General features: G+C 66.7%; 16 protein-coding genes, 1 tRNA gene and 2 pseudogenes (1 of these 19 running past the window's edge). 5 read left to right on the forward strand and 14 right to left on the reverse strand.

Annotated elements, in window-relative coordinates:
- On the reverse strand, positions 1 to 7,695 hold the 5' portion of the coding sequence (locus ABZ909_RS16625) for a type I polyketide synthase (RefSeq protein ID WP_356999989.1). 6,048 nt of this gene lie to the left of the window's left edge; the window shows 7,695 of its 13,743 coding nt (coding positions 1-7,695); the start codon lies at positions 7,693 to 7,695; its stop codon lies beyond the left edge, outside the window.
- Between the two features lie 971 nt (positions 7,696 to 8,666).
- On the opposite strand from ABZ909_RS16625, the gene ABZ909_RS16630 reads away from it, so the two are divergent.
- Positions 8,667 to 8,743, forward strand: a tRNA-Pro gene (locus ABZ909_RS16630).
- A 634-nt stretch (positions 8,744 to 9,377) separates the two neighbouring features.
- Here the strand turns inward: ABZ909_RS16630 and ABZ909_RS16635 are convergent.
- From ABZ909_RS16635 to ABZ909_RS16660, 6 genes and pseudogenes are all read right to left on the reverse strand, one after another.
- On the reverse strand, positions 9,378 to 10,049 hold the full coding sequence (locus ABZ909_RS16635) for a class I SAM-dependent methyltransferase (protein ID WP_356999992.1): 672 nt from the start codon (positions 10,047 to 10,049) through the stop codon (positions 9,378 to 9,380).
- Positions 10,050 to 10,197: 148 nt separating this feature from the next.
- Positions 10,198 to 10,329 carry a hypothetical protein gene (locus ABZ909_RS16640; protein WP_356999994.1) on the reverse strand — a complete coding sequence of 44 codons (132 nt, stop codon included), beginning with the start codon at positions 10,327 to 10,329 and terminating at the stop codon, positions 10,198 to 10,200.
- Positions 10,326 to 10,586 carry a hypothetical protein gene (locus ABZ909_RS16645; protein WP_356999997.1) on the reverse strand — a complete coding sequence of 87 codons (261 nt, stop codon included), beginning with the start codon at positions 10,584 to 10,586 and terminating at the stop codon, positions 10,326 to 10,328. Before ABZ909_RS16645 ends, ABZ909_RS16640 begins: the two co-directional genes overlap by 4 nt.
- A 119-nt stretch (positions 10,587 to 10,705) precedes the next feature.
- Positions 10,706 to 10,887: pseudogene (locus ABZ909_RS16650) on the reverse strand (transposase); the annotation flags it as partial.
- 323 nt (positions 10,888 to 11,210) lie between these two features.
- Positions 11,211 to 11,534: a hypothetical protein gene (locus ABZ909_RS16655; protein WP_357000000.1), complete on the reverse strand. Its 324-nt coding sequence runs from the start codon at positions 11,532 to 11,534 to the stop codon at positions 11,211 to 11,213.
- Between the two features lie 361 nt (positions 11,535 to 11,895).
- Positions 11,896 to 12,339 carry an OB-fold domain-containing protein gene (locus ABZ909_RS16660; protein WP_357000002.1) on the reverse strand — a complete coding sequence of 148 codons (444 nt, stop codon included), beginning with the start codon at positions 12,337 to 12,339 and terminating at the stop codon, positions 11,896 to 11,898.
- 619 nt (positions 12,340 to 12,958) lie between these two features.
- Between ABZ909_RS16660 and ABZ909_RS16665 the strand changes: the two genes are divergently transcribed.
- The gene (locus ABZ909_RS16665; RefSeq protein ID WP_357000005.1) at positions 12,959 to 13,081 is read left to right on the forward strand and encodes a hypothetical protein; all 123 of its coding nucleotides are present in this window, start codon (positions 12,959 to 12,961) and stop codon (positions 13,079 to 13,081) included.
- Positions 13,082 to 13,173: 92 nt separating this feature from the next.
- Here the strand turns inward: ABZ909_RS16665 and ABZ909_RS16670 are convergent.
- From ABZ909_RS16670 to ABZ909_RS16680, 3 genes and pseudogenes are all read right to left on the reverse strand, one after another.
- Positions 13,174 to 14,231: pseudogene (locus tag ABZ909_RS16670) on the reverse strand (IS3 family transposase); the annotation flags it as partial.
- Positions 14,232 to 14,393: 162 nt separating this feature from the next.
- Positions 14,394 to 15,068 (reverse strand): serine protease, encoded by a 675-nt coding sequence (locus ABZ909_RS16675; protein ID WP_357000007.1) that lies wholly within the window; start codon positions 15,066 to 15,068, stop codon positions 14,394 to 14,396.
- A 502-nt stretch (positions 15,069 to 15,570) separates the two neighbouring features.
- Positions 15,571 to 16,056, reverse strand: a complete 486-nt coding sequence (locus ABZ909_RS16680) for a hypothetical protein (RefSeq protein WP_357000009.1) — start codon at positions 16,054 to 16,056, stop codon at positions 15,571 to 15,573.
- Between the two features lie 355 nt (positions 16,057 to 16,411).
- Between ABZ909_RS16680 and ABZ909_RS16685 the strand changes: the two genes are divergently transcribed.
- Both ABZ909_RS16685 and ABZ909_RS16690 read left to right on the forward strand, forming a co-directional pair.
- Positions 16,412 to 16,846 (forward strand): hypothetical protein, encoded by a 435-nt coding sequence (locus tag ABZ909_RS16685; protein WP_357000012.1) that lies wholly within the window; start codon positions 16,412 to 16,414, stop codon positions 16,844 to 16,846.
- 401 nt (positions 16,847 to 17,247) lie between these two features.
- The gene (locus ABZ909_RS16690) at positions 17,248 to 17,757 is read left to right on the forward strand and encodes a hypothetical protein (RefSeq protein ID WP_357000014.1); all 510 of its coding nucleotides are present in this window, start codon (positions 17,248 to 17,250) and stop codon (positions 17,755 to 17,757) included.
- A 389-nt stretch (positions 17,758 to 18,146) separates the two neighbouring features.
- Here ABZ909_RS16690 and car read toward each other — a convergent pair whose 3' ends face one another.
- The gene (gene car / locus ABZ909_RS16695; protein ID WP_357000017.1) at positions 18,147 to 21,656 is read right to left on the reverse strand and encodes a carboxylic acid reductase; all 3,510 of its coding nucleotides are present in this window, start codon (positions 21,654 to 21,656) and stop codon (positions 18,147 to 18,149) included.
- A 553-nt stretch (positions 21,657 to 22,209) separates the two neighbouring features.
- Between car and ABZ909_RS16700 the strand changes: the two genes are divergently transcribed.
- The gene (locus tag ABZ909_RS16700) at positions 22,210 to 22,407 is read left to right on the forward strand and encodes a hypothetical protein (RefSeq protein WP_357000498.1); all 198 of its coding nucleotides are present in this window, start codon (positions 22,210 to 22,212) and stop codon (positions 22,405 to 22,407) included.
- A 144-nt stretch (positions 22,408 to 22,551) separates the two neighbouring features.
- Here ABZ909_RS16700 and ABZ909_RS16705 read toward each other — a convergent pair whose 3' ends face one another.
- The 3 genes from ABZ909_RS16705 to ABZ909_RS16715 are packed head-to-tail and all read right to left on the reverse strand — an operon-like array spanning position 22,552 to position 24,334.
- Entirely contained in the window at positions 22,552 to 22,989 is a 438-nt protein-coding gene (locus ABZ909_RS16705) for a hypothetical protein (protein WP_357000020.1), read from the reverse strand.
- Positions 22,986 to 23,207, reverse strand: coding sequence for a hypothetical protein (locus ABZ909_RS16710; protein ID WP_357000023.1), 222 nt, complete (start codon positions 23,205 to 23,207; stop codon positions 22,986 to 22,988). Before ABZ909_RS16710 ends, ABZ909_RS16705 begins: the two co-directional genes overlap by 4 nt.
- Before the next feature lie 14 nt (positions 23,208 to 23,221).
- A complete protein-coding gene (locus ABZ909_RS16715) occupies positions 23,222 to 24,334 on the reverse strand; it encodes a hypothetical protein (RefSeq protein ID WP_357000026.1) in 1,113 nt (370 codons plus the stop codon).
- Positions 24,335 to 24,344 lie beyond the last annotated feature (10 nt).

Consider the following 24,344-nt stretch of genomic DNA (forward strand, 5'->3'; position numbering starts at 1 on the left):
GGAGTTCCAGGGCCCCCAGCCCAGGGACATCGCGGGCAGCCCTTCGGCTCGGCGACGGTGCGCCAGGGCGTCGAGGAAGGCGTTGGCCGCCGCGTAGTTGCCCTGTCCCGCCGAACCGATCGTTGCCGCGACCGACGAGAACAGCACGAACGCGGACAGGTTCCGGTCACGGGTGAGATCGTGCAGGTGCCATGCGGCGGTGGCCTTCGCGGTGAACACGCGCCGCAGTTGCTCGGCGGTCAGGCCGGCGAGGGTGCCGTCGTCGAGGACGCCCGCCGTGTGGACCACGCCCGTCAGTGGATGATCGGCGTCGAGGGAATCCAGCAGCGAGGCGACGGCTTCCCGGTCGCCCACATCGCAGGCCGCCACCCGGACGGCAGCACCGGCTTCCGACAGCTCGCGCATCAATTGGGTTGCGCCGAGGGCGGTTTCACCGCGCCTGGACACCAGCACCAGATGGCGGACGCCATGCTCGGTGACCAGATGCCGGGCCAGCAGTGCGCCGAGGCCACCGGTGCCGCCGGTGATCAGGACGGTGCCGGTGCCGGTGCCGAACGAGGATCCGGGCTCGGCGTCGTGGCCGGCTCGCGTCTTCGCCAGCCGGGGCACGAGCAAGACTCCGGCGCGCACCGCGACCTGGGGCTCGCCTGTCGCGATCACTGCGGCGACCAACGCCTGGTCGGCAACAGGCGCGTCGGCCGACGGGTCGGCGTCGAGGAGAACGAACCGGCCCGGGTATTCGGTTTGGGCGCTGCGCATCAGGCCCCAGACGGCTGCCGCGGCGAGATCCGGTGTCTCGCCGTTCAGCGCGGCGCCGTTCGCGGTCACCACGACCAGTCGAGTGTCGGCCAGACGTGGTTCCGCGAGCCAGGACTGTACCGTCTCCAGCACCGATTCCAGGTAGCCACCGACGGCCGCGGGATCGCCGACCGCGACGCCTGCTTGCGGACGCCAGGTCACGACATCCGGAATCGATTGTGCCGCAGCGAGTTCCGATGGGTTCGGTGAGTGGGTGTCGATTCCGGTGACCGGCGCCGAACCGAGCACGGCCATCCGGTCCGCGCCGGGACCCGGTGTCGCTGCCGCCGTCGGCGACCACTGGATGTCATAGAGGTCGGCGTCATCAGCGGCGAGGGTGCCGCGCATCTGTTTCACGTCATAGGGACGCATGACGACCGCGTCGACGGAGACCACGGGCCGCCCCGAATCGTCAACGGTCGCAACGGAGATCGTCTCCGGACCGCTCTCGACGGCGATGACCCGCAGTGTCGTCGCCTTGACCAGCGGCTGGTGTAGTCGCGCACCTCCCCAGCGGAACAGCAATCGGCCGGTGTCGGGGTCGCTGTCCTGATCGCGCCAGATGAGCCCGGCCAGCCCGGCGTGCATCACCAGGTCGAGCAGAGCCGGATGCAGATCGAACCGCTCCGGTTCGGGCGCGGCGGCCGTGTTCAGGGTGATCTCGGAGAAGACGGCCCCGTCCCGCTGCCAGGCGGCGTCGACGCCGAGGAACGCCGGGCCGTATTCGAGTCCGGATCCCTTCGCGATCCGCTCGGGAATCCATGCGGTGTCGAGGGTTTCGGCGTCGGCCGGCGGCCATGCCTCGTCTCGCAGCTGGTCCAGCAGGGCGTCATCGCCGTCCCAGGACGGGGCCAGGACACCACTGGCGTTGCGCACCCATTCGCCCGCGCGGCCGGCCTTGCGGAAGTAGAAGCTGAACTGGCGTCGCCCGGTCGGGTCCGGCTCCTGCACCGCTACCTGGAGTTCGACCTCGCCGGTTTCCGACGGGAGGATCGGAGCCTCCAGGGTCAGCTCCTCGACGACGCCGCAATCGATCCGGCTGCCCGCGACGAGCAGGAACTCGACCAGGGTCGCGCTGGGCAGCACCACGGTGCCGTAGGTCATGTGGTCGGCGACCCACGGGTCGGTGGGCAGCGAGAACCGGCCGGTGAAGACGAACTCGTCCTTACCGGCCACCGGGACCACACCGGTGAGCAAGGGGTGAGCCTGGGGGTCCCCGGTGGCTTCGCGGCGCGGCGGCAGCCAGAATCGCTGATGCTGGAAGGCATAGGTGGGCAAGGGAATTCGCCGGGTCGACCGACGACCGAGCAGGGGTGTCCAGTCCACCCGCACACCGGCGGCGTGAGCGTGCGCCAGCATCATCGAGAGCTGTTGGGGCTCATCGTGACCACGGCGCGCGGCCGCAGCCACCACCGACGCGGACTCAGCGTCGTCGGGAAGGGTCTGCCGGGTCAGCGCCGACAGCACCGCGTCGGGGCCCACCTCCAGGAATCGGCGCACCCCCGAGTCGATCAGCGTCTGGATACCCGGCGCGAATCGCACCGCGCCCCGCACCTGGCGAACCCAGTAGGCGGGCTCCATGATCTCGTCCCCGGCCAGCTGACCGGAGACGTTCGATACCACGGGAATCCGGAGCGGGTTGTAGGTCAAATCCTGTGCGACGGACTCGAATTCGGCCAGCATCGGCTCCATTCGATGCGAGTGGAAGGCGTGGCTGACCCGCAGCCGTGACGTCTTCGCGCCTCGCTCGGCGAATCGGGCCTCGATCTCGGCGACGGCGTCCTCGTCACCCGAGACCACCAGGGCCTGCGGCGCATTCACCGCGGCGACCGACACGCGGCCGGGATAACCGGCGACGACCTCGTTCACCTCGAATTCGGGCGCTCCGATGGCCAGCATCGCGCCGCCCTCGGGCAGCGCGCCCATGAGACGGCCGCGCGCCGCCACCAATCGGCCAGCATCCTCCAGCGACCACAGACCCGCGACGTACGCGGCCGCGATCTCGCCGATCGAATGACCGATCACCACGTCCGGGATGACGCCGAACGACTCCAGCAGGCGGTACAACGCCACCTCGAAGGCGAACAAGGCGGGCTGGGTGAACTCCGTGCGATCCAGGACGGCGGTACCGCCATCTGCGGAACCGCTGAACATGACGTCCCGGAGCGAGCACTCCAGCAACGGATCGAAGTGGGCGCACACCGAGTCCAGCGCGTGCGCGAACACCGGGAACGCCTCGTACAACCCGGCTCCCATGCCGATCCGCTGCGCACCCTGCCCCGTGAACAGGAAGGCCGTCGTCCCCGCGCCGACGGCACCCGTGACGACACCGGCGCCGGTCCCCGATTCGGCGAGATTCGCCAGACGCTCGAGCAACTCGGCGCGATCGCGACCGAGGACCACACCGCGCGAATCCAGCTGCGCTCGCGAATTCGCCAGCGCCTCGACCACATCCGCGATGTCGATTTCGGGGCGCTCGGACAGCCAGGCGCCCAACCGGCCGGCCTGTGCGCGCAGACCCGCCTCCCCCTTGCCGGACACCAGCACGGGGATGAGCGGTGCGGTACTGCCCGGCTGACCCTCGGCGGCCACCATCGGAGTGGCGGGCGCTTCCTCGAGGATCACGTGCGCGTTGGTGCCGCTGATCCCGAACGACGACACACCCGCGCGGCGCACCCGATCGCCCGCGGTCCACGGTTCGGCCTCGGTCAGCAGGCGCACCGCGCCCGCGGCCCAATCCACGTGCGGCGACGGCGTTTCGGCGTGCAGTGTCCGCGGCAACCGCTCGTGCCGCAGCGCCTGCACCATCTTGATCACACCGGCCACACCGGCGGCGGCCACGGCATGGCCGATATTCGATTTCAAGGAGCCGATCCGCAGCGGTTCGCGCTCGCCGCGATCCTGACCGTAGGCCGCGATCAACGCCTGGGCCTCGATCGGATCGCCCAGGGCCGTGCCGGTTCCGTGCGCCTCCACCGCGTCCACGTCGACCGCCGTGATGCCCGCATTGGCGAGGGCCTGGGCGATCACCCGCTCCTGCGACGGACCGTTCGGTGCGGTCAGGCCGTTGCTCGCGCCGTCCTGGTTGACGGCGCTACCGCGAACCACGGCCAGGACATGGTGGCCGAGACGCTGCGCGTCCGACAGTCGCTCGAGGACGAGCACACCCGAGCCCTCCGACCACGCCACACCATCGGCGGCCGCCGAGAACGCCTTGCACCGGCCGTCCGGCGACAGGCCGCGCTGGCGGGCGAAGTCCACGTACAGATACGGGCTGGCCGCGACGGTCACGCCACCGGCGAGCACCAGCGAGCTGTCGCCCTGGCGCAGCGCCTGGCACGCCAGATGCAACGCCACCAGCGACGACGAGCACGCCGTATCCACCGTCACCGCCGGGCCCTCCAGGCCGAACGCGTACGCGACGCGGCCGGAGATGACACTGTGCGACGTGCCGGTCAGGCGGAAGCCCTCCAGGTCCCCGGCCACCCGGCCGGCGTATCCCGACGAGCAGGCGCCGGCGAAGACACCGGTGTCGCTGCCCCGCAACGACACCGGGTCGATGCCCGCGTCTTCCAGGGCTTCCCAGGAGGTTTCGAGCAGCAGCCGCTGCTGCGGGTCCATCGCCAAGGCTTCACGCGGGCTGATACCGAAGAACCCGGGATCGAAATCACCTGCGCTGCTGAGGAATCCACCGTGACGGGTGTAGACCTTGCCCGGCTTGTCGGGGTCCGGGTCGAACAGCCGGTCCAGGTCCCAGCCGCGATCTTCGGGGAATTCACCGATCGCATCCCGGCCCGCCGCGAGCAGGTCCCACAGGTCCTCGGCGGAACGCACACCGCCGGGGAATCGGGCGGCCATGCCGACGATCGCGATCGGTTCGTCCGTATTCGCGCGCCGTGAGACCCGGCGCTCGCCCCGGCCGGTCCCGGTGACCCGGGCCTGCAGCAGCGCCGCAACCGCATTCGCGGTCGGGTGGTCGAAGATGAGCGACGACGGCAGGGGCACACCGGTGGCGCGCGTCAGGCGATTCTGCAGCTCCACGCCGCTCACGGAGTCGAAGCCGAACTCGGTGAAGGGCAGGTCGGGGTGAATGGATCGGGCCGATTCGTGGCCGAGGATGGCGGCGGCCTGCTCACGGACAAGGTCGAGAACGACGGTGCCGCGCTGATATTCGGGGGTCGCCTGCAGTGTGCGGGCCAGCGGGCTGTCATCCCACGCCTGCTCACCGCCCTCGGGCGTGCGGTCCTCGGTGACCTCGACGATGTCGGTCGTGCCACCGGAAATGGCCGGCGCGCCGGCCCAGAAGTTGCGGCGCTGGAACGCGTACGGCGGCAAGTCGATCCGTGACCCGCCGGAGACCAGCGCACCCGGATCCACCCGAACGCCGGCGCAGTGAGCCTGTGCCAGCGACGCCAGGAAGCGGTCCGGGCCACCCTCGCCACGCCGCAACGAGCCGACAACAGCGACGCTCTCGGCCGCATCGGCGGCCTCGGCGGTCACGCCGATGCCCATCGTGAGCACCGGATGCGGACTCGACTCGATGAATCCGTTGATACCGTCGGCGATCAGCGCGGTGACGGCATCGGCGAATCGCACCGGCTCCCGCAGGGATCGATACCAGTATTCGGCGTCCAGTTCCGCGGTATCCACCCGAGCGGCGGAGACCGTGGAGAAGAACGACACCGACCCGGATTGCGGGCGGATCGGCGCCAGTTCCGCGAGCAGGCGATCACGCAGCCGCTCGACCGCCTTCGAATGCGACGCGTAATCCACCGGAATCTGGCGGGCCCACACACCGTCGCGGGCGCAGGCGGCGAGAAAGTCCTCCATCGCGGGGACATCGCCGGCGATCACGCTCTGCGCGGGTCCGTTCACCGCCGCGAGCGAGAGCCGATCCCCGTACGCCGCCAACCGTTCCCGGACCGCATCCGCGCTGAGCCCGATCGAGGCCATACCGCCCTGACCGGCCAGTTCCTCGGCGACCGCCCGCGAGCGGAGCGCCACCACGCGCGACGCATCGGGCAGCGAGAGTCCACCGGCGACATAGGCGGCGGCGATCTCGCCCTGGGAGTGGCCGATCACCACGTCCGGCTCCACGCCGGCCGCGCGCCACATCCGGGCCAAGGAGACCATCACCGCGAACAGCACCGGCTGCACCACGTCCACGCGATCCAGCGGCGGCGCGCCCGCCTCGCGACGCAGCACCGCGGTCAGCGACCAGTCCACGTACGGCGCAAGCGCCGCTTCACATTCCGCGATCGACTCCGCGAACGCGCCGCCCGCGTCCAGCAGGCCCAGCGCCATGCCCTCCCACTGGCTGCCCTGCCCGGGGAAGACGAACGCGATGCGGCGCTGCCCGGCCCGCCCGATGGCGGGCTCGATCGCCACGGCGGGCGCGGTCGGGTCGGCCAGGGCCGCCAAACCGGCCAGCAGCTCGGAGTGATCCCGCCCGATCACGCTTCCGCGCCACTCCATCTGGGCGCGCGTGGTCAGCAGCGAGTAGGCGACATCGACCGTGGCCGCATCGGGATGGCGGAGCAGCCACTCCCGCAGCCGGGCAGCCTGCGCACGCACACCGGGCTCGCTGCGGGACGACACCACCCACGGCACCGCCTCGCCGTCGGCCGTGGACGCGGCGGACCCGACAGCGGGCGCCTCCTCCACGATCACGTGGGCATTCGATCCACCCATGCCGAACGACGACACAGCCGCCCTGCGCACGTCGGTCACGGGCCAGTCCTCGGTGCCCGTCACCACTCGTAAACCCCAGTCCCCGAGCGGAATTCGCGGATTCGGCGTTTCGAAGTTCAGGCTGGCCACCAGTTCCCGGCGGGACAGACAGAGCACGGTCTTGATCAGGCCCGCGATACCGGAAGCGCCTTCCAGATGCCCGATATTCGTCTTGACCGATCCGACCGCCAGCGGGGCGTCCTGCGCCCGGCCCACACCGTAGGTCTCGCCGAGCGCGGCGGCCTCCACCGGATCACCGGCGGGTGTCCCGGTGCCGTGCAATTCGACGTACTGCACCGACGGCGCCTCGACGCCCGCCGCGGCCAGGGCATCGCGAATCGCCGCGGCCTGCGCATCCCGGCTCGGGGCACTCAGCACCCGGCGCTCGTTGCCGGTGTTGATCGCGCTGCCGCGGATGACGCCGTGAATCCGGTCGCCGTCGGCGACCGCCTGCGCCAGTGGCTTCAGCAGCACCATGCCGCCGCCCTCGCCGCGCACGAACCCGTCGGCCCGCGCGTCGAAGGTGTAGCAGGCGCCGAGCGCCGACTGCGCGCCGAACTGCTCGATCCGCTCACCGCTCGTCGGCGACAGAATCAGGTTCAGGCCCCCGGCCAGCGCCACGTCGCTCTCGCCGCTGCGCAGGCTCTCACACGCCAGATGCACCGCCACCAGCGAGGATGCCTGGGCGCTGTCGACGACGATGCTCGGGCCGCTGAAACCGAAATAGTTCGAGACGCGGTTCGCGATGATGCCGCGCCCGACCCCCCACAGCGAGTGGCGGCTGATGCCCGGACCGCCCCGGGAGGCCAGGATTTCGGCGAAATCGCTTCCGGTGCAGCCGAGGAACACACCGCACCGCCGGGCCTCCCGCGCCGTGGCGGCCAGGCCCGCGTCCTCCAGCGCCTCCCAGCTCAGCTCCAGCGCCAGCAGCTGCTGCGGATCGAGCGCCCGTGCCTCATTCGGCGAGACCCCGAAGAAGTCCGCATCGAACTCCCCTGTGGTGTCGACGAATCCGGCCCGCTCGCTAATGCTCCCCCTGCCCTCGGGAGCCGCGCCGATGGCGGCGCGCCCCTCCGTGAGCAACTGCCAGAAACTGTCGAGATCGGCCGCCCCCGGCATCCTGCAAGACATACCCACGATAGCGACGGCAAACGCCGATCCGGTCACCTCTGGAAATCCTTCCTCATGGCACGCACCCAATTCGCGCCCTCATCCACCGCCGGACGGTCGAAGACGACCGCGGCCAACAAGTTCCGTTCTTCTACCCTGGCCAACCCGCGGCCAAACGCCATCGCGCCGAGCGCTCGGCGTCCGGATCCAGTCGACACCATGCCGACGACACAGATGATTCCTCTTTCGACACAACGGATTTCGATGCGACAGCGACCTAGAGAAGAGCCCGCATGATATGCGGTGCTTCCACCGGGACCCTGGCCGAGGAGATGTTTCAGACCAGGTCAACTGACCCAGCTGTGCCGCCGGGCTCAGTGCAACAATTGATCAGCAATGATGCTGAAGACTGCCACGCTACGTGGCCATGCCAACCGAATGAGGCATGTGTACCAGGGGTTTTCGAGCGGCGTGGGTCATCGTACTGAACAGTAGTTCGAACGATCTTGACTTGTCAATCGCCCAAATGCCCCTGAAACCAATGGCAGCACAGCCGAGGCAACCCACCCCACCCACACCCGAGGGCGGCAATGAAAACCGCACCTTTTTGCACTTTATTACCCTGCCGCACAAACGATTTCGAACGCATGTCGAAATAATTGCCGTCCCATGACCGCCGCCGCGGGCAGGCGGGTCCAACCGGCACGTCGAGCGCCTACGCCACACCCCCGGCGGCGCATGGAACCGACATAGCCCGCGCAGGCATCCGACCACCTCGCCACCGAGGGATCATGAGCCACACCGAAGCCTCGGATCACTCTCCGCACGCCCGCCCGACGCCGAGACCATCCAGGACGACGGGACCACACGGCGCATGCAACCCGAGCACCAGATGACCCCAACACCGGCGCCCACCCGCCCCCGCCAAGTGGGCCGCGCTACCCCACCACACGCCACGTACCAGCCGATTTGGATGTTCGGGGGGGTCCTGGGGTAATCTCATCGAGCACAAGCGAGAGCGAATGCAACGGGCTGTGGCGCAGCTTGGTAGCGCACTTGACTGGGGGTCAAGTGGTCGCAGGTTCAAATCCTGTCAGCCCGACCAAGAACCCCCTTCCGACCAAGGTCGGAAGGGGGTTCTTTGTTATTCAACTACTCTTCCACGCCTCACCGACGCTGCACTCTTGGACAAAGATGCGTTCGCACCAGATCTCGAAGAGGCCGTCGTGGCCGAACCCACTGGCAACCCGCATGACCGTGACAGCGCGGTCTACGCGACCGTAGTCGGCCCCAATATCTACAAGGCACTCGTAGGCTGCTCGCTGAACATCGGCACCCACCTTCCTGTCTTTTGTCGACGCGCCCTTCATCGGCCATGTCCGCGCCGCAGCTGTGGACGGTCGGTCTCACGCGGGTCTCATCCGAGCCACGGCGACCGCACCAACTCCGCCCATTCGTCCCATCTGGGTGTCCAGCCCTTCCGAGTCAATCCATCAGCGTATGGTCCATCGCGGAGCTGAACGTGACCGCACCAAGCTTGCGGACTGGGAAGCGTACCGATCCGAAGTACTGGAGTCCGGGATCGATGAGTGCGCCAGCGCGGTAGTCGATTACGTCCTGCGGAACGAGCCCGTGCATACCCGATTCAGCTGACTCCTAGATATGGTGTCTCGTGAGGTTGGGTCCCACCGGCAGGCCATCGAGGCAGCCGTCGGCACGTGGCCCAGTGAGACGCAGCTTCAATCAGAAATCGTTTTGGTGGCCACGCCCGTGATCAGCGGTCGGACAATCGGGGGCATTCCCCGCCACGACGTTTCCTGCACGTCTTCGAGATCCAGACCGCACGCCCGGATTAGCTCGAGGGTGGCGCGGTTGCAGTGGCAGCCCTCTGCGAACTGGCGCCACGGGCCGGCGAGGCGGTCTTGCCAATAGGAAAGTCGCGGCGACTCGGAACGGACGTGCTCGAGAAACAGCAGCTGGCCGCGGGGGCGCAACACGCGCCCGATCTCCTGCAACACCGGATCTGGGTCATCGACGGTGCACAACACGAGCGTTGAGACGACCGTATCCACGGTTTCATCCGCGAACGGTAGTTGTTCCGCCGATGCGTTGAGCACACGTGCGCGACGTCGACTGCGACGCAGCCTTTGCGCCAACCGCGTACGCATCGCGGCCTCCGGTTCCGTCAAGATCAGCTCGTCAAGGCCGTCAGGGTAGTACCCCAGGTTAAGGCCGGTACCGCTGCCAAGCTCGACAGTCCGCCCCCTTGCACGGCTGAGCAAATTTCGCCGACGAGCGCCCATACCCGCCCTCTCGCCCACCCACAGCAGAGGGTCATACAGCGCCGCGAAAACCCGGGCCCACAGGTCCGAGCCCTTCACCGCTCCCGCCGGGACGGCGCCACTGCTCACAGACTCGACAGTACGCCAGCGGGCATCATCGCATAAGCCCAGCTCGCTGACCGGGGTCCCGACCTCGCCGAAAATCCAACGCAGCCGGATGCGCGCGGAAGGCACTGCGGTAGTGCGCCTTCCGTTTACCGCAGCTGGTGTCCGGATTTCACAACCCCAGTGAAGCCAGCGCAGTGGTCCAGTCCGCCGCGATGGCTGCCTGGGCGGCGGCGAGGGTGACTTTCCGGCCGCATACCGCAGCGTTGAGGGTGTTCTCGATCGGGTCTTTCGGGTTGTTCACACCGTGGCCGGGCTGGTGATCGGGCGAGGGGGCTCGATCCAGAGGTTACGTGGGTCGTTGGGATCGCCACCGAGTTCCAGCGCGATCAGATGGTCGTACTCGGCATCGGCTCTGCTGCCGGTGTAGCCGTAGGAGGCGGCGTTGGCCTTCTCCTCGGGGCTGGTGATCGCTTGCGGCGTCCGAATCGATTGGGCATAACCGCCCTGACAGATCGTCGAGTCCTCGGTGACCAGTGGAACCCAACCTCGTACGCGCATCCATCGTCGCGTCTCTGGCGTTGCTGACAAACGGTGTCACGCGTCGAGCGCGATTCTGCCGGCTGACTGTTCATCAGGTGAGGCCTCGGCCGCGCAGCGGCGTTCCAGGTCTAGAAGTTTCCAGTCGCGACCTCCTTCGACACCGCCTTCTCCACCTCCGTTTGGGCCAGCAGCCGTTTCAGGGTGGCGTTCTCCCGCTCGAGGTATTTGAGAGCTTCTTCGCGTTGTCGGCTTTCCGGCCGCCGAACAGGTTGCGCCACCGGTAGTAGGTCGCCTCGGTGACCTGAAGTATCCGGTACACGAAAATCAACATCATCACCACCGGCATCAGCGCCGCGTTGAATATCGCGACCGAAGTCCGGGTGATGTGCTTCAAGTTGCGGCGCAGCATGATCGACGAATCAGCCGGCGGCGCGGAAATGGTACTCATTGTTCAGCAGCCTCCGTGGCGGCGTACCCGGCTAGGGCGAGGAAAACAAGTCAGGGGTGTGAACGGAAACTCACCGGCCTCGAGCGAGTTATCGGCCAACCGATCCAGGAGCGCCCGCAGGAAGCCGCAATTGCTGCGCTGTTCGTGATGAATATGTTGCAGATGGGCTGCCGAGCAAATCACTGACAGTCCGGTCAGAGGCGAACCTCCTGTACTGCGGCTTCGGCTCGTACCTCGAGGATCGCGAGGAGGACCATGCGGCACACGGACATGCCCGACAGGTGTCCGGGAAGCGTCAGTACGGTATGGGCCCTGGCTCGCCGGCATTCCTGGACGAGATCGACGAACGCCGGGGGCAGTGTCGCGTTCTGTGGTGCCGGCTCGTGGAATATGGTGCCCAGCGCATACCCGAGTGATCTGGCGGCGGCTCGCAGTAAGTCGTCGCTGGAATTCGGGTCGCGGTTACTCAGCAGATCGTCGCGCACGTATCCGTAGGCAAGCGGCAATAAAGCAGTCATCGAAGCATCCGGTTTCCCGGTCGGCCGGCCACGAGAGGGTTACCTCCGGCAGCCGGGAATGTGTTTGTCATCTGTACCTGTCGCCACAGGGGCGACATCTGTGCACCCTGTGTCATCGGTCTCGGCATGCAGGCGCGGCTGATCACGCTCACGCGGGAGTAGGCGGGGTCAGAAAGACAAGACACGGCCGGCTACCGAGGTCGCAGCCGCCTCCGGCCGGTGGTTCCCGGACGGAGTCTGGCTGGCGGAACTGGCCGACGTGCGTGATGCCGATCTGGTGGCCCGGGCGGTGGTGGCCAGCTTGGCTATCGTGGATGTGTCGCCGACATCGGGTTGATTGTGTGATCGCATGATGTTGCGATCAGTCGCAATGGGGGGCGCGGGATACACGCCAGAACGCTGGCTGCCGTGGATCGGCGTCGACTTTGAAGACCGGAAACCTGTCCTGACAGGGACTCGGCTGGAAGTACACACGCACAGGCCCGGTGTAGATCAGCGGGACTTCACCTTCGATGTAGGCGTAGACCCATGGGCCCTCGTCGAGTTCGACTATGGCGATCATCAATGGCGTCGACTTGCCGTGCGGATCACTCGCGCGGTACATCCCCCGCCAGGACACGATCGAACCAGCACCGGACGAGGGCACCCACTCGAGATCGTCGGACGCGCAGGCGGAACACGCGGCGGTCAGCGGCGCGAACCGCTGATCGCAGGCCGCGCAACGCCGGATCGTCAACGTGTCTTCGACACAACGGGCGCTGTCGTCGCTGACGCCCTCTGTGTGCTGGGCATTCGGTGGGAACATGAAACCCTCCGTGGAACGGTGCTGGTGGATTCCGTTCAGCATTGTCTGTCCGGAGTACTTCCACGATGGTCGAATGACCTGGGGGCATACCTATTTTTGCTCGAGCGGGGCTTCGTCGGCGCACACGTAACAACAGGTCATTCCACGGATCGCGGCACAGCCCTGGCACGTGCCGGAAGGACGGCGCTCAGTTCAGCTGCTCGGAAAACGACCATCTACGGAAACGATCGTTTCCGCATCCCGGTCAGAGATGCCGGCTGATGTCCATACGCTGGTCAGAACCCATACGACGTCGATGGATGCTGCGGGGCGGCGCCGAACTTCCCACAGGCTATGTGTTTACTGGCCCGACCCCTGCACGGCCTGCCACCGGTACTGCTGAAGCTCGAGCCGTAGGAGCCATTGCGAAGCGCCAGCGAGCTCGTCTCAAATTCGCTTGGGGCGCAGGGCATTCCCGTCGCATTGCAAGGGTCGCACCGACAGGTGCGCACACCTGCGCCATGAACTCGAACTCCTCTACTACGCCACTGCCGCCATCCACAACAGCGGCCAAGTCCCCGGCTATCTGCGCACCCGCCAACGCGCCGAATGAACGACCTACGACACGATCTGGCTGACCGTGACCAAAGACGCCACCGAGGGACAGCACCGCAGCGATCCGAAACTGCACATCACGCAAATGCTGATCATGGGCGAGTTGAACTGGGCCGCAGAACAGTGGCACCGCGCCGAGGTCCGCTAGAGACTGTCATCCGCACAGCACAGTCGTTGATACGCAACAGAATCGCGGCCGCCGATTCGATCAATCCCCTCCCGGGGTTGATGCACACCGGTTTATCTGTCTCCAGCCGGTTGCTCGGAGTGGAGTGCATAGCAGTCGGCTTCGTACTCGACCGGCGGTTTGCGGCCGAGTCGGTGCATGATCCGGGACTGGTTGAACCATCGAACCCAGTCGGCGGTGAGCAACTCGACGTCGGCGAGCCGGTGCAACGGGCCGCGCCGGAACGGTGAGTCGTCCCGGATCGCTTCGGTCTTGTAGAGCCCAATTGTGGTCTCCGCCAATGCATTAGCGTATGCGTCGCACGCCGATCCGATCGAGGCGATCATGCCCGACAGCAGCAGTGTTTCCCCGAGCCGCAGCGACGTGTATCGCGATCCGGCATCGGAGTGGTGAATCGTGTTGCCCGCCAAGGGATGTCCCTGTCTGCGACGGACTGTCGAGGCTTGCCGGATCGCGGAGTTGACGAACGTGGCCTGTTTGCTGGTCGAGCATTCCCAGCCCAGAATCCGCCCGGCGTAGGCGTCGATGACGAATGCGGTGTACACGAATGTGCCCGTGGCCAGGCGGACATAGGTGAAGTCGGCGACGAGCAGCAGGTTCGGGGCCGGGACCCGGAGCTGGCGGTCGACCAGGTCCGGTGCCCGCGAAGCGGTGGGATCGGGTTCGGTGGTGCGGATCTTGTTGCGCCGCACCACCCCTTTCCAGCCGTTGGCCTGCATGAGCCGCTCGACGATGCAACGGGCGACGGGAATCTTCTGCCGTTGCAGCTGCGCCCACATCTTCTCGGCCCCGTACAACGACTCCGATGCGCGGCGGCCCTTTTCGTCGGGTTCGTAGTAGCCGGCCAGGATCTCGGTGACCCTTGTGTCCCACGGCGCCCGTTTCGACGGTGCCCGTCGCGCCCAGGCGTGGAAGGTTCTCGGGGCGATCTTGACACCGTGCTCGGCCAGCGCACGGCAGATCGGAGCGACCCCGAACCGAGCCCGATGCTCGGCGATGAACGCACAAATCAGCGACGTCGCGGGTCGCTCTCCCGCGCGAAGAAACTCGTTGCTGCCTTGAGGATTTCGATGGTCTGCTCCAGCTCGGCGTTCTTACGCTTGAGCTCCCGTGCCTCATCAGATCGAATGTGTCGGCCTCAGTGCCGACGACGCCGACAACCGACCCGGCCGTGCAGCCGAACGCCCCCGAACACGGATCGGGGCGGTGACTTGAGTTTTCGCACTCGAATTACCGCCCCGCACAACCACTTTCAGGCGGGCATGCTCGGGTATCAGATCGGGTAGTACCCCGCGCCGACCCCGGCGCGCGCATTCATATCGTTGACGATCGCCGACATGTTAGGGCCGACTTCGGGACCGAAGCAGGGCACGACCAGGTAGGCGCGCACCATGGCGACCAGCGTCGTGCCGACCACCACGGGCCCACCGGAGTCGCCCTGGGCAACGCACATCTGGGTAGAGGTATTGTCGTTCTGGAAGTTGCCCCAGATGATTCCGCAGGTGTTGCCGGTTGTGCGGCCTTCCTTACAGCCGGTCAGCGGGAACGTCGCGGGCGCGCCGATCTCGGTGATCGTCGTGTTGCCGATCCGGTTGACCGGAATGATGCTGCCCTCATCGAACTGGATGACCGCATAGTCCAGGGCCGCGCCGGGGTTGGAGTAGGCGAAATGCCCGATCACGCCGGCGCCGCGGTCCTGCTCGGCCCACACCTGGGAGCCCTGCTCGCCACAATGCCCGGCGGTCAGGCCGACCAGCCGTCCGGCCGCATCATGGCCGACGGTGGTGACGGTGCAGAGTTCCGTGTTGTCGATGATGATTCCGGAACCGCCCCCGATCACCGGCGGACCGGGATCGGCCTGCACGACCCCCGCGCCCGTCCCGAGCAACGCCGCGCCCAGGGCGCCGGCGCAGGCTGCCCGAGCCACCTTGGCGAGTTTTGTGAGCATGTCCCTCCAAACGTCGCAAGTCCGCACGGTATCAGCGTCGCCGTACTACATCCTGGCGGTTTTCACCTCCGGACGCGTCCATACCGAGGGGATGTTTGCTGGATCGTTGCAGATGCTGGGCCTGAGGGTTCGCGGCGCGCGGCGGTAACAGGCCGTTCGGTGTGGCTGTGGACCCGGGCACGCACACCATCTACACCACCAACTACGACGGCGATTCGGTGTCGGTGATCGAGCCGCGGTACTGAAATGCCCGCCCTTCGTCTGGGGTTCGTAATATCCGCACCAGAACCGGGTCCCCAGCCGCTGCACCGAAATCCACCCGGCCCGGGCCGGGCAGACCTGCTGGCTCGAAGAACCGGCGGCGAACCCTCCGCACCTCAGGGCGTGGAGTTGCCGCGAGCCCGCAACGGACCATTTTCATAATCGTTGGCGGTGGGGCCATCTGGAGCTGCCCGGCTTCGAATCACGTGTTCGTGGTGGCCGGCTGGCGCGGTGCTGCAGATCAGTCCTTCCCTTGCCGAAAACTGAGCAAGAGTCCGAGGAGACCGCTCAACGCATAGCCGGCCGCCCATACCGAAATCACAATGAGCACAATGAAAAGCGGTAGCCAGCTGTTCTTGTCATGATCGACACTCCACCAGACCCCCGTAAACAAAATTGCGCTGATAAACAGCAAGATGTCGCGCAAGCCGGCGTGATAGGAGGCGGCCGCCCTGCGCAGCGGCCGGTACCTGTGGACGGTTGCGACCAGGTCGTCGATGCGGCTATCGATGCTCCGTTGGAGTTCAGCTCGCCGCTCCACGTCCTCCGGAGATAGGCGGTCCAATAGGTCCATATCCTGCTTGATCGCCTTGCGGACATCGGGACCTTTCAGATATCCCGCCGCCGCGCCGAGAGCCAATCCACCGGCAACGGGCGCCAGCCCCAAGGCAAGGTCAGCGACAGCGGGCATACCTTTGTCTCCTTCGACCTTGATGTGCTTGGTCATGGTGCATTTGGTCGTGCTGGACCATATGTTTGCTACGCATTGCGACGTGAGCGGCAAAGGTAACCGTATTGGATCCCTATCCAGTCTTGCCTAACGTCAGGTGCACCCGGCGACCGTGACCTACCGTTCCAACCGCCGGGCATAAGAGGACCTCCGCGCACGCATCTAGCAGCACAAATGGATCGTATGCGATTGGGACCAATTGGGGACAACGCGCCATTCCCTTGTGCGAACATTCCGAGCTTGGTACTCCAGCCGTAGATCGTGATCATGGTTGCCTGGATCGAGTGGTAGCGGCTTGGCTGATTGCGGTCTGCGGGTAGACCAGGGTTGGTCGGGCAGGCAGTATGTCGCGGTGAGCATCATCGTCAAGTTCTTCATGGCATTGAGTCACGAATCTGCCGCTGCGGTCGTGGATTACGGCCCCGGCAGGGCTTTCGAGTCGCTGGTATACGGCAACCTCGATGCCGCAGAGGCGCTGGTCGAGTGGGAGAGCATCCTCACCGGGCGGAGCTTTGAAGAGCTCGTCGCCGCTGGTGAGCCCGAAGCGATCGCTTCCCGCGGCGGGAAGAGCCCCCTGATTTTCGTCGCTTCCAAAGCCCTTCAGGACGCACTCGCCGCTGCCGACATGTCCCGGCTTGTCGAAGCAGGCCAGCTGTGGGTCCAGGAGCGAGCGGCGGATGGCGAGGCGATTGACCGGGAGATCGCGACCGAGATCCTGAGCGAATTGGCCCGACTGGCTCGCAGCGAAGGCGGGCGGGATCACCGCGTGTATTGCTGGATGGCCTAAAACTCCAGCCGGACTTGCTGGCCGGGCGCGTCTACCAGGGAGTAGGGCGGTCACCGCGTGATCATGCAGCGGTCGACCGAACGACAGTGTCTCCGCCAATTCCGTTGCGGGAGGCAGCTGTTCGTTGACCGCCAATTCCCCGGCGGTGACCGCACGCCGGACGCACGCCTGGCCACATCAACGACGATCCTGCTCGCCGGGTCCGGGTCGGCTGTCGCGGATCAGCTGCCGAGTGAAGTCGTGATGACGATGACGGCCGACGACTGCACCGAGGTCACGATGACAATGCCGATTGCGGACGCCGACGCCGCGGCCGCTCTGCCCGAGGGGTATCGCCCCGAGAGCCTGATCGGACTCACGGCGGGAGATCCGGACCTACCGGGTCTCGGGGGGGCTTGATCGTGGGCACCCTGGTATGCCAGGACGGGACACTCGACGGGAAACGGATCGGTCGTTTCGAGGAAAGCGATCGAGTGATCGTGGTGGCGCCACACGACGACGCACAGGGGCTGCAGATCTATACGTTCGACTTCTTATCGACACTGCCGGAATTGGTGCGCCACATGGATGCCGCCGGTTTTCCCGCGCGCTACACGCCGGATATCACTGCGACGACGACCGGTGTCGGCGTTGCGGAGAGCCTCCGTATCCAGGTTGGTCCACCGTTGCCGAACGCGATTCCATTGCCGATGGCGAGCTCGTGGCATCAGGACGACCACGGCACCGGGTTGATGCGTCTAACTATTTCCGATTACCACGCCACGATCGGGATCGGCTCCGTCGCAACTGCTCTGGGAACACCGATCGCCGACCTGCTCGGCTCCACCCAGGGCGCAGGAGTCGGGATCGTCGCGCACTACGACAACACATTCACGTTGTCCTACCGGTCCAACCGGTCCGCCATGAATTGAGCGGGCCAAGGCCGACACATCGCGGAACTGACGCGCAAGGCCCCACCCGAAACGGCTGCAGCAGCCGCCATTCGACATGATGGTGCCGCCGCCAGCGGGTGCCGTGGCCGGTTCGAACAGCCCGCCACGCGGATGAGATGTCGCACATTCTGCTCGACCCAGCACTGATCATCGGTGTCGTGGCCGACCGCCCACGGCGAGTAGGTGCTCCAGGGCGGTCACTGTGTCGAGTTTGCCGAGATGGCGGAAGCCACTCCGAGCCAGTGCACCTCGGTGCGGGTGATCGTGGGCGAGCGATGTGTCCGCGCAACTGGAGGACAGCTTGCGTGTCCTCGACACGTGTACCAGTCGCACCATCCATGAGCGCGACACCTGATCCGCTGCTGGGGTCAGAGGAGCTTCAGCAGGTGTAGGTCGTCGACGTACTTGTGGACAAGGGCGCGGGAAAGGTGGGGGATGTCGGCGTCGGGGCCGAGGTTGGCCTGCTGCACGGCGACACGGAAGAGGTCGGCGGGGAGGACGGAGCCTCGGGTGGGTTCGGCGGGGGTGCGGTAGGCGTCCAGAAGCGGGAGGACTGATTGCTGGCGTTGCTGCTGGGGTAGGGCCAGCAGGGCGCTCTCGAAGCGGGACAGCCATTCGCCGTAGTCGTCGAAGCGCTGGACGGGGTGGCCCTCGTCGATGAGCCAGTCGACGAACTGGTCCAGGGAGACGCCGTCGTCGTAGGGGTTCAGGACGTCGAAGCTCTGATAGCCGCTGGTGGCGCGGCCACCGAGGGTGACGATCGCCTCGGCGGTGAAGTCTGCGGGCAGGCCGTCGTAGTGCGCTCGCTGCCGATGGCCGCCGGAGTCGGTGCGGTAGAACGACTTCGGCGCCACGCCGGTCACCAGGATGCTGAGGAGCAGCCGGGTGAACATGTCGGTCACGTTGAGCTGCCCGGCGTAATAGCTGTGCGCGAGGATCATGTCGGAGCGGAACACCGCCACCGGCAGCCCGAACCGCTCCTGCGCGTCCCGTAGCAGCACCTCGCCGGCCCACTTGCTGTTGCCGTAGCCGTTGGCGTAGCTGTTGTCGAGTATCCGCTCCGGGCTCATCGCGCGGATGTCGCCGTCCTCGGCGAACCTCCCGGGTGGCACCTGGCCGGCCACCGCCACCGAGGACAGGTACGTAACCGGCTTGCGCCTGCCGGTCAGGGCCAGTCGGATCACCTCCGCGGTGCCGACGACGTTGGGGCCGAACAGCTGGTCGTAGGGCAGCACGTGGTTCACCAGCGCGGCGGGATGCACGACCATGTCGGTGGTGTCCGCCAGCCGCTGCCAATCCTTTTCCGTCAGACCGAGATTCGGGTAACCGATATCGCCGGGTAGCACCTGCAGCCGGCGTTCGGACAGCTCCCGGTAATGCCGTAACAGCGCCGGATCGCCCGAGTCGAACACCGCGTCCAGCCGCGCGCGCGCCGCGTCCGCGTCCTTGCCGCGGATGACGCAGATCAGGGCGCCGTCGACGGCGTCGAGCCGCTCCAGCCAGCGCAGGCACAGGAACCGGCCCAGGTATCCGTTGGCGCCGGTGAGCAGCACGGTCCGCGGCGTCGCGGCCGCCGGCAGCGCGGGCGCGGCCGCCAGAGTGCCGACGTCGATGAACTTCTCCAGTGTGAGGTCGGCGGCGCGAATCCGATCGCCGGTGCCGTGCACCGAGACCGCGGTCGCGCGCCGCCCCGCGGTAACCTGCTCCTCCTCGATGTATCCGGCCAGCTGTTGCAGATCGACTGCGGGACTGACGATCACGCCGACGGGCACCTGTATCCCGAAGATCTCCTGCAGCAGGTTGGACAGCGACAGTGCCGACAGCGAATCGCCGCCGAGATCGCCGAAATGCGAGTCGGGCCGGATATCGGCGTCGGCGCAGCCCAGTAGCGCCCGCACCGCCCGGTGCACGATCTCCGGCACCGGTCGGTCACCGATACCGCTTCGCAACGCGGTCAATTCGTCGGTCTGCTGCCGCTCCAGCTCCCGGTAGAGTTCCTCCAGCCGCTCCCCGTAGCGCTGTTTCAGCTTGGGCCGCAACAGTTTTCCGACACCGGACAGCAGCCCTTCGGCGCGGGTGAACGGGCGCGTCTCGATGATGATGTCGCGCGGTATCTCGTAGGAGGCCAGCCCGGCATCCTGCGCGATCTTCTGCAGCGACTGCAGGGCGGCGGCCTTGAGATCGTCCGGATGCGCATGCAGCGCCTCGTCGGTGGGCACCACCACCGCGAGCACGTAGGCGCGCTCACTGGAGCCGTATACGTAGATCTGCCGGACCAGCGCGCTGATCGCGTATACGGCCTCCAGCTGGGACACGGCGACGAATTCGCCCTGCGAGAGCTTCAGCACGTTGTTCCGCCGGTCCACATACACCAGTTCGTCGGGGCTGATCTCGGCCATGATGTCGCCGGTGCGGTAGAAGCCATCGGCGTCGAACACCTCTGCGCTGAGCTCGGGCCGCTTGTAGTACCCGGGGAACATCGTCATCGTCTTCACCATCAGCTCGCCGCGCGGATGCGGCCGGTCGTCGTGGTGGTAGCCGAGTTCGGGCACGTCGGCGAGCTTGTAGTCCAGCACCTGGGGTCGGCGAATGTGGTTGTCCCGCATGATGATTCCGGCCTCGGTGGAACCGTACCCGTCGTGCAGCGGCAGTTCGAACACGGACTCGATGAAGGCCCGCGTCTCCGCGGACAGCGGCGCGGTCCCGCAACTCATCGCCAGCACGCGGCCACCGAACTGCCGCTCCCGCAGGTCGATTCGCACCTCGCGCTCGGCGGTGGTGCGGTCGGCGCCATCCGCGACGTGCTGTTCCACCTCGCTGACAAACTCCTGGAATACCAGATCGCACACCCGCGGCACGAAGGACACCTCGGTGGGCCGCACCAGCGCGAAGTCGTCGAACAGGGTGGACATGTGGCTGCCGGCGGTGAAATACGCGGTGCCACCACGCATCAGCGTGCTGACCACCTGCATTCGCCCCGCCAGGTGGCTCTGTGGCATGTAGTTGAGCTCGATCGCGGGCAGCGAAATGCCATCGGTGCCGATGCGGGTACGCCACATCGCGGCCAGCATCTGCTCGGTATACATCGCGCCCTTCGGGGTGCCGGTGCTGCCGGAGGTGTAGATGAGCATGGACAGCGGATTCTCGCCGGCGGCGGGCACGAACAACGGGGCGGGAGACAGGCTGCCGCCTCGGTCGAGCACGGTGTTCAGCTCGGCCACCACGATGGGACTGTCGGCCTGCGCCAGGCGGTGGCGGGCGCCCTCCATGGCGGCACGGTCGCTGTCGTCCTCGGGGTGGTAGTCGAAGACCAGCAGTTGCTGCGGAGCGGCGGTTCCGGCGAGCACCGCGTCCACGGCCCCGTCGAGCATCTCCAGGCTGCTGGCGAGCACCCGCGGGGAGGTCTCGGCGAGGATCGCCGCCCACTGCGCGGACGTCGCGCTCACCTGCAGTGGCACCGATACCGCGCCCTGCCGGGTGCAGGCGAAGTCGACCGTGATGTAGCCGGGGCTGGTGAACCCGAGGATCGCGACGAAGTCACCGGCACGCACCGGATACTGCGGGTCTCGGTGCCATGCGGCGGCCAGCGCGCCCACCTGCGACCACAATTCCCGGTAGGTCATGGTGTCGAAGCGCGGCATCAGCCGACGGACCCGGCGCCCGGCGGCGTCGGTGCCGAGTTCGGTACCGCGCATGCCCAAGGCCGGCCTGTCGGCATACCCGGCGGCGAGGGTGTCGACCATCTGGGCCAGTCGCAGGCCGGGCCGCGCGGCGGCGGCGATGACCTCCTCAGACGGCATGGCATCGTGCACCTGCTGGTCGGTGAAGACCTGGTCGATGCGGTGCTGCTGTTCGGTTTCCCACGTATGCGTCGCCATGGCCGGTCTCCCTGGGTCGTTCGACGGACTACAACTAGAGAAAACCTCTGGCAAATTTGAAGTCTAATTCCGTGCCTCCGGCGCGCGCCACGATCACGGTGGACGGCGAATACCGGCGACATCGCGGGCTTTAGTTACCGACGCTATCGCGGGTACGTGGCGACGCCGCATCATTAGGCTGATGCGCGCCGATCTGAGCGAGGTCGCGTCAGAGAGCTGGAACGCTGCCCGCCAATGCCATCCTTGCGAATCCCCGGCAACTCGTCCCGGACGACGAGACATCGCCGAACTGCCCGCAACGTCCCCCGCGGAGCAATCACCTGCCCAGCGGGGTTCACCCCGTTCGAAAAGTGGTGGGTATCGGGGAGATCCGCAGCATGGCCGACGCTCTCTTCGACGAGCGCGGTCGGCTGGCGGCCTTGCACCCGGCTCAGCTCGCGCCGGCCGGATCGTCTCCGCCTCCAACGTCCGCGAACCGCTGGACGGAACCAAACCCTCGCCCTTGCGGCTCGACGAAATCCCCAGTGTCGTAGAGAGTTTCGTCGCGGCGAGCATGCGAGCGCGGGAGGCAGGCTTCGATGGCGTGCAGATCCACGCCGCGCACGGCTGGGGGGGTCTTCGATTTCGATGCCTGCTTGGCGTGTGCGGGCGACCATTTTGCGGTCCCATTCGCGATGTGCGTGCAGCGCCATGCGGAATTCACCCATCTGTTCGGACATTTGTTGTGTCTCGGAGATGGCGAGGTCGCTGAGTACCTTGGCGGCGTCGGCCTTGGTCTTGGTCATGTGGGCGTCGACGTCGCCTCGTTTGAACCACGCCGTGACCGTGGCCGACAGCGCCGAGGAGCTGGCCAGGAGCACGAGAGTGGAGAACAGCGGTGATTGCTGGGTCATGGTCAGGATGCCTCCCTCATGTACACGTCATGCAGCGTCTTCACGTCGTGTAGGACTTGGCGGCGTTTCCACAGGAATGCGACACCCAGCGCGATGGGCAGTGGTCCCCCGAGAACCGTTGCCGCAGCGAGGGTTCGGTGCTGTATCTGCATCAGTAGCAGTTGCGCTCCGAAGGCGATCAGTGACCACCCGAGTGCCCCCAAACCGATCTGCTCGATCAGGTACCCCCATACCCGCCGGGCCCACAGGCCGATGAGGGTGGCGAGGCAGCCGGTCAGCATCAGTGCCAGCCACAGCGTGCGGAATCCGGGTGGCAGGGTCGCGGTGGCCGAGCCCGCGGGCGGGCCGTAGCAGCATTCCAGTAGCCCGGAGATCCCGAAGACCGCGCACAGCACGACCTCGAACGGGTCGCGGCGTGTGGTCGCCTTCGGCGCTTTCATCCGGCTTCACCGTTGCCCGGCGGCACAGGAGTGACTCTGCCGCGCACCGACTCGACCGCCGGGACTCCCAGCGCTGCCGCGGCCACCGCGACCAGGAAGCCGGACAGGTCGGAGGAGACGACGCCGGTGGTGACCCCATACCCGGCCAGTGCCACCAGCAGCGGATACAGCAGGGTGCGCACCGGCTCGCTACGCAGGATCGTGAATATGTTGTGCATCGGATTCTCCCTTTTCAGTAGTACGGGTCGTGGAGAGGCTTGTCGGTGCCGTCGGCGGTCACCGTGGCCAGTGTCTGGCCGGGCGTCCAGTAGATGCGGCCGTGTAGGAAGTCCTGGTATGTGCCTGTGTCCCAGGGGATTTCGTCGGACATCGGCCAGCCCAGTGGTCCGTTTTCGTAGCCGCTGCGGTTCCACCGGTCGCGGATTGCGCCGTGGACCCAGTAGGTGTCGCCGCTTTGGTACCGGTACAGCGCCCCGCCTTGGAAGCCTTGTACCTCACCGGACGCCTGGCCGTCGGGTCCGTTCAACATGGTGCGGTCGGTGACCGGATATCCGAGAGATCCGGCCTCCCATCCCAATTCCTGGTATTTCGCCCAGAGTGTCTCCGGGATCGGGTGCGCGCCGGTGGCGGGATGCCAGTAGATGTAGCCGTGCTCGAATTGCGTGAATCGGCCCGCTCCATCGGGAGTCGTGGTCTCGCCATCGGTGATGCGTGTGCCGAGCCACGGGTTCGCGGCGTAGACGTCGTCGATCGCTGGCGTCGGTACGGCAGATGTATTCGGCGTCGATACGGCAGATGTATTCGGCGTCGGTACGGCAGCCGCACCGGTGGTGTATTCCTGGACGTAGCCGGCGAACCGGGTCCAGGGGAAGTTGTCGCCGACGTCGGTGTGGGTGCCGATGCCGAGGCATTCGGTCACGTACCTGTGGTCGCTCAGGCCCTCGCGCTGCTGGTAGGGCGGGGCGATGACGTCGGTGGAGAACCCGTATTTCTTCGCGTCCTGCACGGCCAGCCAGGCGGCGATCCGGATGTCGGCGTCGATGTGCGCCCAGTCGCCGGGGCCCCATCCGGCACGGCTTCCGGCGAAGCACAGGTTGATCGTGTACGGATTCGCGTCCAGCACCGACCAGCTCGCGAGATCGGTATCCACGACATCGCACACGATGCCGTCGCGCAGGGTGTAGTGGTAGCTGGCTTCGTGGCTGGGATCATTGAGATAGTCGGCCAGGGTCTCGGCGGTGCCGTCGCCCTCCTGGGTGTGCAACAAGAAGTTGGTGATTCGTGTGCCGGTGCGTGAGGATGCCGAGTTTCCCATGCGGTCGAGTTCGGTGTACTGCGGAGGCATAGCGCTCGTA

Origin of the sequence: Nocardia sp. NPDC046763, assembly GCF_040645495.1 — a bacterium.
Classification (GTDB): domain Bacteria; phylum Actinomycetota; class Actinomycetes; order Mycobacteriales; family Mycobacteriaceae; genus Nocardia.